Source organism: Geobacillus sp. BMUD, assembly GCF_013096845.1.
Taxonomy (GTDB): domain Bacteria; phylum Bacillota; class Bacilli; order Bacillales; family Anoxybacillaceae; genus Geobacillus; species Geobacillus vulcani.
In genome coordinates this window covers 620,343-635,364 of record NZ_SDLA01000001.1, presented here as the reverse complement: position 1 = coordinate 635,364, position 15,022 = coordinate 620,343, and the positions used below count along the sequence as shown (strand labels likewise).

The 15,022-nt window shown below is 53.1% G+C and carries 14 protein-coding genes and 2 pseudogenes; 2 read left to right on the top strand and 14 right to left on the bottom strand.

Annotated elements, in window-relative coordinates; translation table 11 throughout:
* Positions 1 to 9: 9 nt before the first annotated feature.
* The 7 genes and pseudogenes from ETC05_RS03045 to ETC05_RS03015 form a co-directional block, all read right to left on the bottom strand.
* A complete protein-coding gene (locus ETC05_RS03045; RefSeq protein WP_171660344.1) occupies positions 10 to 945 on the bottom strand; it encodes an alpha/beta hydrolase in 936 nt (311 codons plus the stop codon).
* 123 nt (positions 946 to 1,068) lie between these two features.
* The gene (locus ETC05_RS03040; protein ID WP_171660343.1) at positions 1,069 to 2,751 is read right to left on the bottom strand and encodes an acyl-CoA dehydrogenase family protein; all 1,683 of its coding nucleotides are present in this window, start codon (positions 2,749 to 2,751) and stop codon (positions 1,069 to 1,071) included.
* A 27-nt stretch (positions 2,752 to 2,778) separates the two neighbouring features.
* Positions 2,779 to 4,311, bottom strand: coding sequence for a class I adenylate-forming enzyme family protein (locus tag ETC05_RS03035; RefSeq protein ID WP_171660342.1), 1,533 nt, complete (start codon positions 4,309 to 4,311; stop codon positions 2,779 to 2,781).
* Entirely contained in the window at positions 4,308 to 4,697 is a 390-nt protein-coding gene (locus tag ETC05_RS03030) for a MerR family transcriptional regulator (protein WP_171660341.1), read from the bottom strand. Before ETC05_RS03030 ends, ETC05_RS03035 begins: the two co-directional genes overlap by 4 nt.
* Before the next feature lie 145 nt (positions 4,698 to 4,842).
* Positions 4,843 to 5,632 (bottom strand): annotated as a pseudogene (locus tag ETC05_RS03025) (ABC transporter permease).
* Positions 5,633 to 5,634: 2 nt separating this feature from the next.
* Positions 5,635 to 6,408, bottom strand: a complete 774-nt coding sequence (locus ETC05_RS03020) for an ABC transporter permease (RefSeq protein WP_031409932.1) — start codon at positions 6,406 to 6,408, stop codon at positions 5,635 to 5,637.
* Positions 6,405 to 7,376: an ABC transporter ATP-binding protein gene (locus tag ETC05_RS03015; RefSeq protein ID WP_171660410.1), complete on the bottom strand. Its 972-nt coding sequence runs from the start codon at positions 7,374 to 7,376 to the stop codon at positions 6,405 to 6,407. Before ETC05_RS03015 ends, ETC05_RS03020 begins: the two co-directional genes overlap by 4 nt.
* 166 nt (positions 7,377 to 7,542) lie before the next feature.
* Here ETC05_RS03015 and ETC05_RS03010 point away from each other — a divergent pair, with 166 nt between their 5' ends.
* Complete coding sequence (locus tag ETC05_RS03010; RefSeq protein WP_171660340.1) at positions 7,543 to 7,929, top strand: DUF5798 family protein; 387 nt, start codon at positions 7,543 to 7,545, stop codon at positions 7,927 to 7,929.
* A 79-nt stretch (positions 7,930 to 8,008) separates the two neighbouring features.
* Positions 8,009 to 8,161 (top strand): annotated as a pseudogene (locus ETC05_RS03005) (DUF1259 domain-containing protein); the annotation flags it as partial.
* A gap of 553 nt (positions 8,162 to 8,714) precedes the next feature.
* Here ETC05_RS03005 and ETC05_RS03000 read toward each other — a convergent pair.
* Genes ETC05_RS03000 through ETC05_RS02970 form a run of 7 tightly spaced genes read right to left on the bottom strand, consistent with a single transcriptional unit; the run spans position 8,715 to position 14,943 of the window.
* Positions 8,715 to 9,305: a hypothetical protein gene (locus ETC05_RS03000; protein WP_171660339.1), complete on the bottom strand. Its 591-nt coding sequence runs from the start codon at positions 9,303 to 9,305 to the stop codon at positions 8,715 to 8,717.
* A gap of 54 nt (positions 9,306 to 9,359) precedes the next feature.
* Positions 9,360 to 10,484, bottom strand: coding sequence for a cupin domain-containing protein (locus ETC05_RS02995; protein ID WP_171660338.1), 1,125 nt, complete (start codon positions 10,482 to 10,484; stop codon positions 9,360 to 9,362).
* A 15-nt stretch (positions 10,485 to 10,499) separates the two neighbouring features.
* Positions 10,500 to 11,000 (bottom strand): DinB family protein, encoded by a 501-nt coding sequence (locus ETC05_RS02990; RefSeq protein ID WP_031409941.1) that lies wholly within the window; start codon positions 10,998 to 11,000, stop codon positions 10,500 to 10,502.
* Complete coding sequence (locus ETC05_RS02985) at positions 10,991 to 11,938, bottom strand: fumarylacetoacetate hydrolase family protein (protein WP_031409942.1); 948 nt, start codon at positions 11,936 to 11,938, stop codon at positions 10,991 to 10,993. The genes ETC05_RS02990 and ETC05_RS02985 overlap by 10 nt, the downstream gene beginning before the upstream one ends.
* The gene (locus tag ETC05_RS02980) at positions 11,935 to 12,366 is read right to left on the bottom strand and encodes an acyl-CoA thioesterase (RefSeq protein ID WP_031409944.1); all 432 of its coding nucleotides are present in this window, start codon (positions 12,364 to 12,366) and stop codon (positions 11,935 to 11,937) included. The genes ETC05_RS02985 and ETC05_RS02980 overlap by 4 nt, the downstream gene beginning before the upstream one ends.
* A 15-nt stretch (positions 12,367 to 12,381) precedes the next feature.
* Entirely contained in the window at positions 12,382 to 13,608 is a 1,227-nt protein-coding gene (locus ETC05_RS02975; RefSeq protein ID WP_171660337.1) for an FAD-dependent monooxygenase, read from the bottom strand.
* Between the two features lie 45 nt (positions 13,609 to 13,653).
* The gene (locus ETC05_RS02970; RefSeq protein WP_253263924.1) at positions 13,654 to 14,943 is read right to left on the bottom strand and encodes a phenylacetate--CoA ligase family protein; all 1,290 of its coding nucleotides are present in this window, start codon (positions 14,941 to 14,943) and stop codon (positions 13,654 to 13,656) included.
* Positions 14,944 to 15,022: the final 79 nt, after the last annotated feature.

Below are 15,022 nucleotides of genomic sequence, written 5' to 3'. Positions count from 1 at the left end.
GCAGCCGCCTTAGGAAGAAGTTTTTACCAATGAGCGCAAAAACGCCGACACTCGTTCTACATACTCATTGCTGTAGAGAGAAAAACTTTTCACATGATCCGCTTTGTCCGTCAGCCATAGCTGAAACGCATCCGGATGGGTGTTGTACAACTTCACACTTTCTTTGTATGGAATCGAACGGTCGTCTTTGCTGTGGATGAACAAAATCGGCCTGGGCGCGACACGATCGACCGCATGGATGGGCGAAGACACACCCAAATCCAAATCCGCAAGCGCCGGGACGATCGCTAAAATCAAGTAAGTAAACGGCACGTTCGGCAAGTGCGTCCATACCGGCATGTTGGCGCGCAAATACGATTCGAGGTCGCTAAACGGGCTGTCCGCAATCACCCCGCGAACATCACTGTCTTCTGCCGCTGCCAAAATCGACGTCGCCGCCCCCATCGAAACACCGTACAGTGCGATCGGTTCATGGAAGTGTTTCTTCGCGTAATCGATCACGCCAAGCAAATCATCCTTCTCTTTGACGCCGATCGTAATCATATCGCCTCCCGACTCGCCGCTGGCGCGAAAATCAAACAAGACGACGCGGTACCCTTCGTCAACCAGCCGTTTGGCGAGCGGCAAAAACGGTACATTTTCTTGAATGCGATTGTTGCCGTATCCGTGGGCAAAAATGACCGTCATCTTCGCCGCCCCGTTAGGCGGAATGATCCAGCCTTTGAGCGCCGTTTTCCCATCTTTGCTTGTAAATGTCGCGCTTTCATACGCCATGCCGTAGTCTTTCGGCGTCACGGTAATCGGTGCGCGCGGTTTATGCGTCAACTGCCAGCCGACGTAAACGGATAAACCGACGCAAACGAGCAACCCGAAAATGACAACGCCAATGGCCGCCGAAATCCAAATGCGCCGTTTCGCTCGGCGCGGTGTGCGCACCACTTCCATATCGGTTTTCCCCCTTCCTTTCTTTCATCCTACTTGTTGAATGGCTCATTTGGCAATCAAAAAAAGAGATGTCCGCCAAAAACGAACATCCCTTTTGTCCATGGCCCGCTCCATGCCGCCAACTTACGAATGAGCAAGCGGCGCAGACGCTCCTTTACATCTGACGATCAAGTCAAACTCACGCACCGATGTCATCCGCTCGTCGACAAGCCCGCGCTCCCACACATGGCGCAAAAACAGCTCGGCGATCCGCTTGTTCCGCTCGTTTTCTTGCCCGCGTTCGAGGGCGATGACGCTCAAATACACATCGCACATCCGATTGGCCACCGTTTTCGCATGAAACGTCTGCACCTCGTCCGCTTGGCCGCCAAGACGCGCGAGCGCCGCCATCCATTCCTTCACCCCTTCTTCAACCGGGCGGGCAAGCGGCTTCATCTCGTCCGCCACCCACTCAAGCCGTGCCTTCATCTCGGCGGCAAACCGCTCGTGAATGCGGTATTTGCGCATGAGCCGCAGCACCTCGAGCGCCAAAATGTTGGCCGTCCCTTCCCAAACGGTCAGCACTTGGGCGTCGCGGAGCAGGCGCGGGGTGACGAAATCTTCAATGTATCCGTTGCCGCCGTGCAGTTCAATCGCCTCATGGCTAAACGCGATCGCCTCTTCGGCCGTACGCATCTTAAGGAGCGCAATCAGAAGCCGGAGCCAGGCTTTCTCTCCCTCATCTGCCTCGTGCGGCGCGGTCATGACGCGGTCAAACAAGGCGACCATGTCAAAACAGGCGCTCGTTTCCACCTCTTGCCGCGCCGTCAAGTCGGCAAGCGTCGCGCGCACCATCGGGTAATCGGTCAATCGCCGGCCAAACGCCGTGCGCTGCTCAGCGTATTGTTTCGCTTCCTCGAGCGCCCGCTTCATGATGCCGACCGAGGCGATCGCATTGCAGACGCGCGAGAGATTAAGCGCTTCCATCATATAATAGAAGCCTTTGCGCGGATCGCCGACGACATACGCCTTGGCGCCATCAAACACGACTTCGGCCGACGGCACGGCGCGCACCCCTAATTTATCTTTTAAGCGGCGGATGGTGATGCCGTTTAATGTTCCATCCTCGTTGCGCCATGGGACGAGAAACAAGCTCAGCCCCTTCGTCCCCGGACCGCTCCCGTCAATGCGCGCCAACACGAGCGCCACACCGCAGCGCCCGGCGTTGCTGGCAAAATATTTTTCCCCGTATAACTGATAATGATCGCCGCACGGCACGGCGCGCACGGCGTTGGCGCCAACATCCGACCCGCCTTGCCGCTCCGTTAAAAACGTCGCCCCTTCATACAGCTCGACCTCGCCGGTGGAAATGACATGGGGCAAGTACCGTGCTTTTAACTCGTCGTCGGCAAAATGTTCAAGCACATAGGCGGTTGCCATCGTCAGCGTCACCGGACAATAAAACCCCGGCTCGGCTTGGGATAAAATGTACCCTTGGGCGTACGAATACATGTAGTTTCCTTTTCTCCCAAGCTCGGGAATCGGTTTGTGCACATACCCGACGATTCCCGTTTCGTACGTTTGTTTCGCCGTCTGCTCGTACCCTTCGTTCACCCACACTTCGGAAATGTCGTTTCCAAAGCGGTCATATTTAATCAGGCGCGGCTGCCCTTCACGATCGGTATGCACGGCGCGGCGGTCGACGTCCGTCAAACAAAACTCGTAAAACGATGAGAGTTTTTCCTCTGCATATTGGTACAACTCATCATCCAAATGCCGTTTCAAATTCGCCAGCAAATTCGGATCGGCTTCACGAAGCGGTTTCATCCTCTTTCCCCTTTCCTCCCTTCTTATTCATGCCTGTGTCTTCTGTGTTGCCGCCTCCCGCGCCCGCAGCGCTTGTTTCAGCACTTTTCCCGTCGCATTGCGCGGCAATTCAGCGATCACCTCATACAAGCGGGGGATTTTATAGTCAGCCAGTTTGCCAGACAGGAAACGCTTACACTCCTCAGCAAGCGACTCAAGCGGTGCACTCAACACAACGAACGCTTTCGCTGTTTCCCCCCACTCCGGATGCGGCACGCCGATTACGGCGACATCGGCGATCGCTGGATGCGTCCGCAACACATCTTCAACTTCCTTTGGATAGATGTTGACACCGCCGGAAATAATGACATCTTTCTTCCGGTCGACGATCCAAATGTAGCCGTCCTCGTCACGGCGCGCCAAGTCTCCTGTGTACAGCCAGCCGTTTCGGATCGCTTCATTCGTTTTTTCCTCGTCTTTGTAATATCCTTTCATCACGCCCTCCCCGCGCAGCACGATCTCGCCGACCTCGCCGGGCGCGACTTCCTGCCCGTTTTCGTCCACGATCGCCACTTCACAATGGAGGGCAGCATAGCGGCCGACGCTTCCTGCTTTCTCCGCATGCTCCTCAGGCGCCAAGTACGTGCCGTTCGGGCCGGCTTCGGTCAAACCGTATAAACACATCATCCGCTCGACGCCAAAGCAGTCGGCGACAAACCGCACTTCCTCACGCGACAGCGGCGCCCCGCCGTACATCCAACAACGGACGGAAGAAAGATCATAATCCGAAAACCGCGGATGCTTCGCCGTCAACAAATACACCACCGGCGCACCGAAAAAGTGGGTGATCTTATGACGCTCGACCAGTTCCAGCAAGGCATCCGGGGAAAATGCAGGCGCCAAGACATGGGTCGCGCCCACATACGTGCCGCCGACAAAAAACAGATGAAGCGGCGCCGAGTGGCTGAGCGGCATCAGGTGCAACAGGCGGCTTTGACGGTCGATTTTCGTTTCGATCACGATCATGTCCGCGACCGTGAGAATGTTGCGGTGCGTGAACAACACGCCTTTCGGCCGCCCTGTTGTTCCCGATGTATACAAAATCGTCGCCTCATCGTCCTCTTTGGCCGGACAGACGATCGCTTGCGGATCACCTGAACCGATCAACTCCTCAAGCGACAGCCAGCCGTCTTCCGCCTCCCCTGTCTTAATCCAGGTGATATGGCTTCCACCAACAAGCGGGGCGAGCGCCTGATGCACCCAATCGTGGGCGATGAGCAATTTTGCTTCACTATGGCCGAGAATGTATTGCACTTCCGCCGCCGTAAGACGGGCGTTGATCGGCACGACAACCGCGCCAAGGCGCAAAACAGCAAAGTACGAAATGGCAAACTCCTTCGTATTCGGCATATACAGCGCGACTTTATCACCGCGGCCGACGCCAAGTCGAGCCAATGACGAAGCCAAACGGTTGACCATGCGATCGACTTCGGCATACGAAAGCTCCGTTTCCCCATCAATGACCGCCGTTTTCGCCGGAAATTTCCTCGCTTGGCGGGCAAGCAACTCCGAAATGTTCATCCGCCCGATTCCTCCCATTCTCGCAATCGCTTTTCAAAATCGGAAAGCAGGGATTCCATCTCCGCCTTCAGTTGCAGCAAATCCTCGATCCGTTCGTTCACCTCCTTCAGTTTTCGCCGCCCGTATTCGACCGTTTTTTCGAGTTGTTTCTTCCCAGTGCGGTCCTCCTCAAACAGCGCAATCATCTCATGAATTTCGTCAAGCGAGAAGCCGAACCGTTTGCCGCGCAAAATGAGCTTGAGCTTCGCCCGCTCCTTTTTCGTATACAGCCGCTGCCCGGATTCCGTGCGAATCGGGGCAAGCAGCCCGCGCTCTTCGTAATAGCGGATCGTCCGCGTGCTCACATCAAACTCGTGCGCCAAATCGGAAATGGTGAAATAGTGCATCGTCATCCCTTCTTAGATATAATATTCTGAATTTTATTTTATTTTACGTTGACGTAAAAGTCAATCAACATCTTGCTTGAGGAACAAAGAAAAAAGGATGTCTCAGCAAAAACGAGACACCCTTTGCCTGAAGATGGATGAATCCTCACCCGCCCGCTCCTGTATAAAAGCGCAAGGCAAAGCGCCAAAAGCGGCGGGCAATCCATAAAAAGAGGAGAGCCACAACCAAAGCGGCAAACGCTATCGGAGCACTCCATTTGCCAAGCAGCGCCAGCGCGGGCGTGTTCGTGATTAATACGGCCGGCAATATGTAGGTGATCACCATCCGAACCGCGCCGCGGTACATGCTGCCGGGGAAGCGGGCCGTTTCAAAAAACGAGTCGAAAATAAACGACAAGTCGTCGATGCGCACCACCCAAAACGACGTCGTCATGAGCATCATCCATAGGGAATAAATAAGTAAGAACGAAGCGGCCATGACGACAAGAAACACCAATACGTCCGCCACCGATGGCACGTAGCGTTCGACATACAAGCCGTAGCCGATGACGCCAAAGCCGAGCACGACATCGATGAGCCGCCAAAAAACAAGGTGACGGAAGCTGACGTAAAACATGCTGTCGACCGGCTTCGTCAACACGTAATCGAGCGTGCCGCGCCGGACGTGTTCAAGCAGTCTCGGCATGTTGGGGCGGAGCGCAAAATCGATACATCCACGCAACGTATTGAAGACACCAAGCAACACAAGCACTTCCCCATACGTCCAGCCGCCTAAGCGATCCGTCTGGTAAAAAAAAGATCTGGATGGTGAGCAGCGCCATGCCAATGCCGAAAAAGCTGGAGATGACATTGCCGAAAAACTCGCTCCGATATTCCATTTCCTCGACCAAACAAGCGCGGAAAAATTCGCGGAACACCCGTCCATACCGCCGCACGTTCATCCACCTACCGCCTGATTTTTTCGCATTCCCGCTCTCCACAACCATTGCAAAGCGGCCGTCAACACCACCATCCACCCGCCAGCAATCGCAAAACCGCGCACCAACTCCCCGCCATCCGCCGCTCCGGTGGCGATTTCAATCGGAAAGCTGATCATATAGCGGAACGGCAGCCACTCGCTCCATTCCCGAAGCCGCGGCGGAAGCAGCTCAAGCGGCGCGATTCTTCCCGACAAAAACAGCGAAATGACATCGATGACGCCGTACACGGCCGCCACTTTGGTCACCCAAAACGCCAGCAGTCCGCACGAGTAACTCAACAAGAAACGAAGCGCCGCCCCCAACACGACCGCCAGCAAAAACCACCCAATTTGGCTTCCCGTCATATGCGGGCGAAGCGCCGGCCAAAACGCCGCCCCCACCGCCCAAACCGGCACTAAAATGACGAGAAACAACCATTTATAGACGACATTTTCCGCAATCGCCCAATGGATCGGATGAAGCGGCCGCAACAACAAGTTCGAAAACGTCCCTTCACGGATTTCACGGTCCAACTCCCATACGTCCCACGCGCTCGTCATCCGCTCGACAAAAATGACCGCCATAAAATAAAAGACAAACGACTCACTCTCTTCCGGATGAATGTTCATCCAGACGAACATCGTGATGAGCGGCTGCGTAACCGCGCCCGTCATCCAGACGAACGTCGCGAGCCGATACGCGAGCATTTCAATGTATTTCATCCGCAGCAGGGCAATATATTTGCGAATCATACGTGCTCCTCCTGAAACGCGCGCGCAATCACTTCCTCCAGCGGCGGATCTTCGATATTGATGTCACGGACTTCAAACTGCTGAAGCAGCCGCGCCGCCGTTTCCGCCGCCGTCTCGCGCGCCACTCTAAGCACGACCGCCCCCTCTTCGACTTCCGCCACTTCGCCATACTCGCTCCAATTCACCTTCGGCAGCCGCGAAAACCGAACCTCAAGCCGCTTGTACGGCGCCAGTTTCTCCGTCAGCACCGAAAGCTCGCCGTCGTAAATGAGCCGCCCGTAGTTAATAATCATCACCCGGTCGCAAAGCGCGGCGACATCACCCATGTAATGCGACGTCAACAAAATGGTCGTCTCGTGCTCTCGATTGTAGTCAACGATAAAACGGCGCACGTTTTCTTGCGTATGAACGTCCAGTCCGATCGTCGGCTCATCTAAAAACAACACGTGCGGCCGATGCAACAGCGCCGCCGCCAGCTCGCAGCGCATCCGCTGGCCGAGCGACAAGCTGCGCGTCGGTTTGTCCAACAGGGGCGCCAAATCAAGCAGCTCGGTGAGCTCCTCGAGCGTCTGGCGGAACACCCGATCGTCAATGTCATAAATGGCTTTATTGACCAAAAACGTCTCCATCGGCGGAATGTCCCAAATAAGCTGGCTTTTTTGCCCCATCACTAAGCTCATCATCTTTTTAAACTCCGGCTTTTGTTCAAACGGCACAAAACCGCCGACCGTGATTTCCCCCGACGTCGGATGCAACAGGCCGGCCAGCATTTTCATCGTCGTCGTCTTCCCCGCCCCGTTCGGGCCTAAAAAACCGACAATCTCCCCTTTTTCGATCGTGAACGAAACGTCTTTCACCGCCTCGACGATCCGGTAGTCACGGCGCCATAAATGGCGCACCGCCTCAAGCCATCCGGCTTCGCGGCGATGGACGCGGAACGATTTATGCAAATGGCTGACACGGATCACGACATTCATCCCCCAATATGCGCAATGCTGTTGACATTCTTTTGTTATATCACATTCAGAGGGAGCGCGGCAAAGAAAAACATTTCGTCATCTTTTCCCTATCGTTCCCATCTTTCGTCATGTATAATGATAGAGAAAAGAATCAAACGAGAAAGGGGATTGTCGAATGGGGGAGATCACCAATGAAATGATTTGGCAAGCCATCAAAGAGCTCGCCGATCAGCTTCAACAAACAAACGGACAAGTCGAGCGACTCGCCAAACAAGTGCAACAAACGAACGAACAAGTCAAGCAGCTCACCAAACAAGTGCAACAAACGAACGAGCAAGTCGAGCAGCTCACCAAACAAGTGCAACAAACGAACGAACAAGTCGAACAGCTCACCAAACAAGTGCAACAAACAAACGAACAAGTGCACCGGTTAAGCGAACAAGTGTCCGACATGGACCAGCGGCTCACCGATGTCGCCAACGGCCAAACAATTTTAGTGGAAGAGCTGTTCGAAAACAAAAAGGAGATCAAGCGGGTCAAGACGGCGCTCAACCTGTATTAAGGCTGATCCTTTCGCCCGTTTTACCATTTCGCTGCTTTCCTCTCGATTTGTTTCTCATCTTTGCTTCACTCATCCAGAGGAGTTGACAAAACGGGGCATTCCCGTCACCGCTGTCCACAACCATTGGTTGTTTGAGCAACCGCGGGCCATGTATATGCACTTTCAGTCGATCGAGCCCCCGCTTGAGTTTGCCCGTAAAGTGCGAGAGGCATTTCGGGTGTTAAAAGACTAGCGAATTGGGATGGAGCGTTCTTTTGCTGCCGGGATGGGTCGCCTTCATCGACCGAGCGTTGCCAAACGATCCTAGCAGCTCCTTCTCGGAAAAAGGTTTGCCGCGAAAATCTTCTTTCTCCCCTGTTTGGGAGTTCTTCGCCCATTTTCAGAGACAGCAGAGCACCATCCGAGCCCCATCGGCTAGACGATTGGAAGCAACTGAGACTGGGGCAAAAGGCTTTCAGCATCACTTGCTTCCTATTCTAAAATTCTTCTTTTTTGAAACCATCCCCCCGACCTATGTCTCGGGGGGACTTTTTCACCGACCTTCTAGCAGTTCGTAAAACTAGGAACTCAACAGCAAATACTTGTTTTTGACGTGGATATTCAATTCGTTCGGCGTTCCGCCAAACACGATGGCTCCTTAATCCGCTTAAATCACTCCATTTGCCAACCGGTCACTATAAGAGCTCTCGAATGTCCCCCCATGCCCATACCGCCGGGATCTCTCGCGGCCATAAAAGAAGCCCAAGAGAGTTTCCGTAACGGATCTCTTGGGCTTTTCCTATCATCTAAATAACAACAAACTGGTCGTTGATAACCCCTAACGGCCAGTGACCGCGTTCTAGCACAGCAATGAGAAAGTGAAACGGATTTGTCTCCCATCCTTCAAGATCAGACAATAGTTCCCAAGCACAAGCCATTCCACCGATGTACATCATATAGCCGACCGCGGTAATGACAACATTATCTCCATACGGACGTAACACCGCAAATAACGGGTCAAAACTGTGTTGAAAAACCGCAGCCGGCACCTCATCGGCCAGCACCAAAAGCGCTTCCAATCTTCCTGCCTGTTCAGCCTGGCGCTTGAATTGATCAGGAACATGCCGCAGCGCTTGCCAAATGCTATCCTCTTCAAGACGAATGGCCTCGATTGACGATCGCAATTCTTGTTCAGCCAGCCACTTCACCCCGACGTGATGAACGCCGAAAAAATCAGCAAATTGGCGGAGCGACTGTTCAACCTGTTCATCTCCCTGCTGGCCAAGCGAAGAAAGCCAATCGATATTTATAAAACGGTCGAGCAAACGGCGGACTGCTGCATTTTCCGTCATCGTTGTGGCTGTCTGATTGGTTCCCTTTTCAGAAACTGTGCTCATCGTCCCCCTCCTTATTTATACCCCCTACAGCTGCCGATCGCAAGGGAACGGCATTTAACTGCTTACCGCCTCTGCCTCGAACTCCCCGACAACTGATTGATATCCGTTGTTATACGGGTACGCTTCTTCACGCTGCAACCCCAGTTTTTCCATAATCGGCAAATCATTGGCGCAGAAGAGAAGCGCATCCTCATTGGACGTGTTCACATGTTCATGCCAGGCCCAGTTCGGAATGACGAAATAGTCGCCTTTTGTCCAGTTGAACCGGACACCGTTAATGACTGTATATCCTTCGCCTTTGAACACGTGATAAATCGCTGAATACGTGTGGCGGTGCGCCTTTGAGTGATAGCCGACTGGCAATTTTTGCATCCAAGCAGCAATGTTCGGGTTGGCCGTATGACCATTTGATGGATTAATGTACTCGACCCCAATGCCATCATACGGATCCGGTTCAAAATCACTTAACCCCGTCAATGCCGCTTCAGTCTGTTTCCACTTGTACAACCCAAGCGGTGCGACTTGCGGCTTCCGGTCGCCAATCGGCCGAACCATGCCGCCGCGATACTTGCGCGCCGAGTAATCATCCGGAAGCGACGGCTGCTCAATGCCATCCGGGTACGGTTCAAAGAATGTACCGCCTGTCGAATAAATAAATGGGATATCTAAACAATCCATCCAGAACATCGGCTCTTCCCCCGGGTGGCTATGGCCATGCCATAATCCGCCTGGGGTGATGAGAAAATCTCCTTCTTCCATAAACAGACGTTCGCCCTGGACGATCGAATACGCCCCTTTTCCGTCTGTGATAAACCGCATGGCGCTTTGTGTATGGCGATGCGACGGTGCTGTTTCACCCGGCAAAATAAGTTGAACAGCCGCATATAGCGTGTTGGTCGTTGATGCCCATCCCCAGGGCTGCCGCTGCTTGAGCCCGGGATTTTGCAAGTAAATGGCTCGCCGTTCTCCGCCGCGCTCTGGTGTGAAAATTTGCGTGGCCTCCAGAAGTAATTCGCGGATCGTTTCTCCCTTCCATAAGTACGGCACTGCTTCCGGCCTCGGTTCTGTATGCATCAAATCCGGGATTGCCTCCCAAAGCGGACCTAAATGATACTGTTCAATTTTTTTCGTAAAATCTTTCACCTCTTTACTTTGAAAAAACGGATTCATTTCTGCCATAAAAATTCCCCCTCCTCATTGTTTCGATTGCATAGCTTCATATTTATGCAAATTTCGTTCAATTTGGCGTAAATGGCCAGTCAAATGTTCAGTCAAAAAATGCTCAATTAAAAACGTCATCGGCTTCACGCCAAATTTCGGATTGCGGTGTGGCGCTTCCAACGCCAACTGTTCGTCATTTAGCGCCGCCAGTTGTTGATCGGCCAATTCCGCCGCCTCCTGAATCCCGTGAATCACCTCATCGACATGGCGGACGTCCGCTTGGCGAACCGCCGCTAGCCTCGCTTCATCATTGAGCCCCCGTCCCCACTCGCAGCCGCCAGCTTGAATGACACGAACAAGTTCCCTTATCCAGTAGCCGATCACTTCTTCAACGTGACAAAGGATTTCCATGATGGACCATTCGTCGGCAGACGGTTTCCAGCGGATCTCTTCTTCTGTCAACGTGCCAACTTTTTGGATGATCTTCTCGACCGACTCTTTAATTTCTTGGCGGTATTGCTCGATCAATGGCATGACGATTCCACCTCCATCGGACTCGGTACAGCGGCGACCCGGTTCTCGAGTACGCCAATGTTCTCCACTTCAATACGCACAATATCCCCGTGCTGCAAAAAGACTTGCGGATTGCGGGCAACGCCGACGCCGCCCGGCGTTCCGGTGCAAATGACATCGCCCGGTTCAAGCGTCATGATATGCGACAAAAATTCTACAAGATAATGAACACTAAACACCAAGTTTTTCGTATTCGACCGTTGGCGTTCTTCTCCATTAACACTCAATGAAATTTCTAAGGAATGCGGATCGGGAATTTCATCTTTTGTTACAAGCCATGGTCCCATCGGCGCGCTCCCATCGAGCGTTTTTCCTTGCAGCCATTGGATCGTCCGCCGTTGCAAGTCCCGTGCTGTCACATCATTGACAATCGTATACCCGGCCACATACTCGAGCGCATCCGCCTGCTTTACATTCCGCGCTCGTTTGCCGATGACGAACGCAAATTCCGCCTCGTAATCGAGCTGACTCGTGATCGGCGGCAACGGGATGTCATCTTCCGGACCGATGATCGCATTGCTAAACTTGGCAAAAATGACAGGGTATTCAGGCAGTTCTCGTTTCATTTCGAGAATATGCTCACGGTAATTATGGCCGACGCAAATGATTTTGTTTGGCTTTAACACCGGCGCTTCCATTTTGACATGGGCGCGGTCGATCGTCAGCCCATGTGCCAAGGCGAATTCAACCGCTTTTTGCGCCTCTTCCAAACTTTTCTCTCCGCCTTCAAGCAGCCCGATGGTATCGGTTGGAACAAGCGCGGCGGCAAGTTGCTCGGCGCGCGGATGCCCATCGGCTTTTAACCGGGCCACATACGCTTGATGGAGATCGATGACTTTGTCTTCAACGATGCACCCAGCGCGCACCGCATCCCCCAATCGGTAGTTGATGATTTTCATCCTTGTCCCTCCTTATGTGTGATCATGGCCGCCGTCTGCCGCACGTTCTCACGAAGCTCCGCCGGGATGGGAGCGGCTTTCGGCCTGCCTCCAGCGAATGTCGTCCACACCCGCACCTCATACCCGTCAGCCACAAGCTGGTCCCCGCGGAAAAACTGATGCTGGATGCGGAACGATTTTTCTCGCAGATCAGCGATAGATGACTTCACACAAACGTGATCTTCAAAAAAGAGCGGGGCAAGAAACTGACATTTCGCTTCCACAATCGGTATCCCGATTCGCTCCTCTTGAAACCATTTCCATGTCGAATGCCCAAGGCTGGCGAAAAAGTGGTGAGACGCTTCGTCCATCCACTTATAAAAATTCGGGTAAAAGACGATGCCTGCCGCGTCGGTATCCCCCCAGCGAACTTGAAAAGCGTACTCCATCGCGTTTCCTCCTGTTCAATATTTCGTCGACAGTTGCGGCGGGCCCGATTTCGGTCCATACGGTCCTTCATCAAGCCATTTGCCGAGACTTGGCAAAATCGGAGCAAGCGAAGCTGCTACTTCACGCTTCAGATGAATGGCCGGATCGGTGCCTTGAATATGCTCTAAGGCGATGCCTGCGCAATCGCGATTGTATCTTGCCGCGATCAGCCGCTCGTTGGCCGCTGCCGCAATGGCTGCTTTTGCTTCTTCGCGGTCTTCTGTGTCAAGAGCGGCCCGAATCGCTTTCGCCGCCATGATCGCATCCGGCACGCCGGAGTTCATGCCGCGGGCGCCAAACGGGGCAAACAAGTGCGCAGCCTCCCCGGCTAACAGCACACGATGATGGCGGTCGGTAAGTGATTTAGCAACCACTTGGAAAAAGCGGTACGTTGACACCCATGTGATGCGGTCTGCGTATTTGTCCGGCATCACTTTCGGCAGCCATTGTTTCACGCCTTCCACACTGCCGAACTGTTCCGGGTCATCCCCATCAAGCAGCTGCAAGTCAATGCGCCATCCACCAGCAAACGGTACAAAGAGGACGTTGCGCCCATCCACAGCCGGGTGTTGATAATGAAACACTCGCTCGAGCGGCAACGGATCCGCTTCATCTTCCTTCACATCGACGACAACAAAATAATCTTTCGTCCGCGGCCCTTCCATTTCAATGCCGACCGATTGGCGGACGGTCGAGCGCGCTCCGTCAGCAGCAATGAGATAATCGCACGACCACCGTTCACCGGATGCGGTGATGACAGTGACTCCTTCCTCATCGGTCTGGACATTGGAAACCGGCGTCTCCCAGACGAATTCGACCCCCTCCTCAAGGCAGGCGTTATACAAAAATTTTTCCGCTTCCACCTGCGGCAAACTCGTAAACGGCGGAAGCGCGTTCGGATCAGGAGACGGATATCGCTTTACATACACTTCCTTGCCGCGGAACAATGTGCGCTTAATCGGCCATACGATGCCATGTTGGGCAAAGGTTCTGCCTAGCCCGGGAGAAATATCCTCTAAATGCTGCAATGTCGCCTTATGAAAATAGATTGCCCGACTTCCTGGGCGAAGGCGGTCTTTTGGTTCCGCTTCCAATATGGTCGCGGGAAGTCCGACATGACGCAATGCTAAAGCAGCAGTCATTCCGATCGGTCCCGCCCCGACAACGAGAACAGGGCGCCGTTGAACGTTAGCTTGGCTCATCGTCCCTTCTCCCTTCTTTCCTATGACTTTTGTTTCCTTACTCAATTAACCCACTTGTTGTTGGTGATTGCGCTCATCGATGACTCGCTTGGCCTTCATCGAAAAACGGGGCAATGATCCCGGCGCGACCCGTTCGACATCAATTCGGATGCCGATCCGTTCTCTGAGGCGGTCGGCTAAACGCCGTTCGACATCCGCTTCCGACTCGATTTGCACTTTTACTTGATTCATTTTGTGCTCTGTATAATAGACAATGCGAAATTCTTTAATCTCTATAAATTCCCTGACAACCGTTTCAATCGACGATGGGAAAATATTGACACCACGAACAACAACCATGTCGTCAGCCCGTCCAATGATCCCTCCCGGCAAAAAGCGATACGGATTACCACAAGAACATGGCGCTGACGAACAAAGCACGATATCTCTCGTCCGATAACGGATCAGTGGGTAACCGTAACGGCTGAAGTTGGTGAGCACGAGTTCTCCGCGCTCCCCTTCTTTCACTGGTTGCAGTGTTTCTGGATCGATAATTTCCGCCAGAAATTGTGCTTCGTTAATATGAAGCCCGTTTCGGACCGAACAGGAGTAACCGTACGCTCCCATTTCCGTCATCCCGGCATGATCGTACACGGCAGCTCCCCAGCGCGTTTCAATCTGCTCTCGCGTTGATGGCACTGATCCGCCCGGCTCTCCTGCGGTGATGATGGCTCTAACCGACGTCGATGGTAAATCAATGCCCATCTCCTCAGCCACCTCGGCTAAATGAAGGGCATAGCTTGGCGTACAAAGCAATACGGTCGCTTGATTTTCAATCATGCTGTACAATCGCTCCTTCGATGACTGTCCGCCTCCTGGGATAACAAGCGCCCCCATTTTTTTCGCCGCCTCATAGGCGGACCAAAAACCGATAAACGGTCCGAACGAAAACGCCAAAAACAAGCGGTCTCGATTTGTCACTCCGCTTGATTTCAACACTTCAACCCAACAATCCCGCCACCAGTTCCAGCTTTCTTCTGTATCCAAAATTTTGAGCGGCTTGCCGGAAGTGCCTGATGTTTGGTGGTAGCGGACATAACTCGTTTCCGGGTAACAGTGATTCCGGCCAAATGGCGGGTAAAGCTGTTGGTCTTGCACAAGCTCTTCTTTCGTTGTAAACGGCAATTTCCGGAACTCATCCATCGTCCGGATCGGCAAACAAAGGCTGCGGAACTTCTCCTTATAAAACTCGTTAAACTGGGTGACAAAGATGAGCAATTCATTGATTTTTTGCAGCTGATACTGCTTTAAATCGAGTTCCATCTCCCGAACCGACAACCCCATCCCGTTTCCCATCCCCTCTTTTCTATTTTGTTCTTAATGAAGTTGATAATATTTAAAACGTTCTGAAAGTTATGTTATACTATTATTGTCC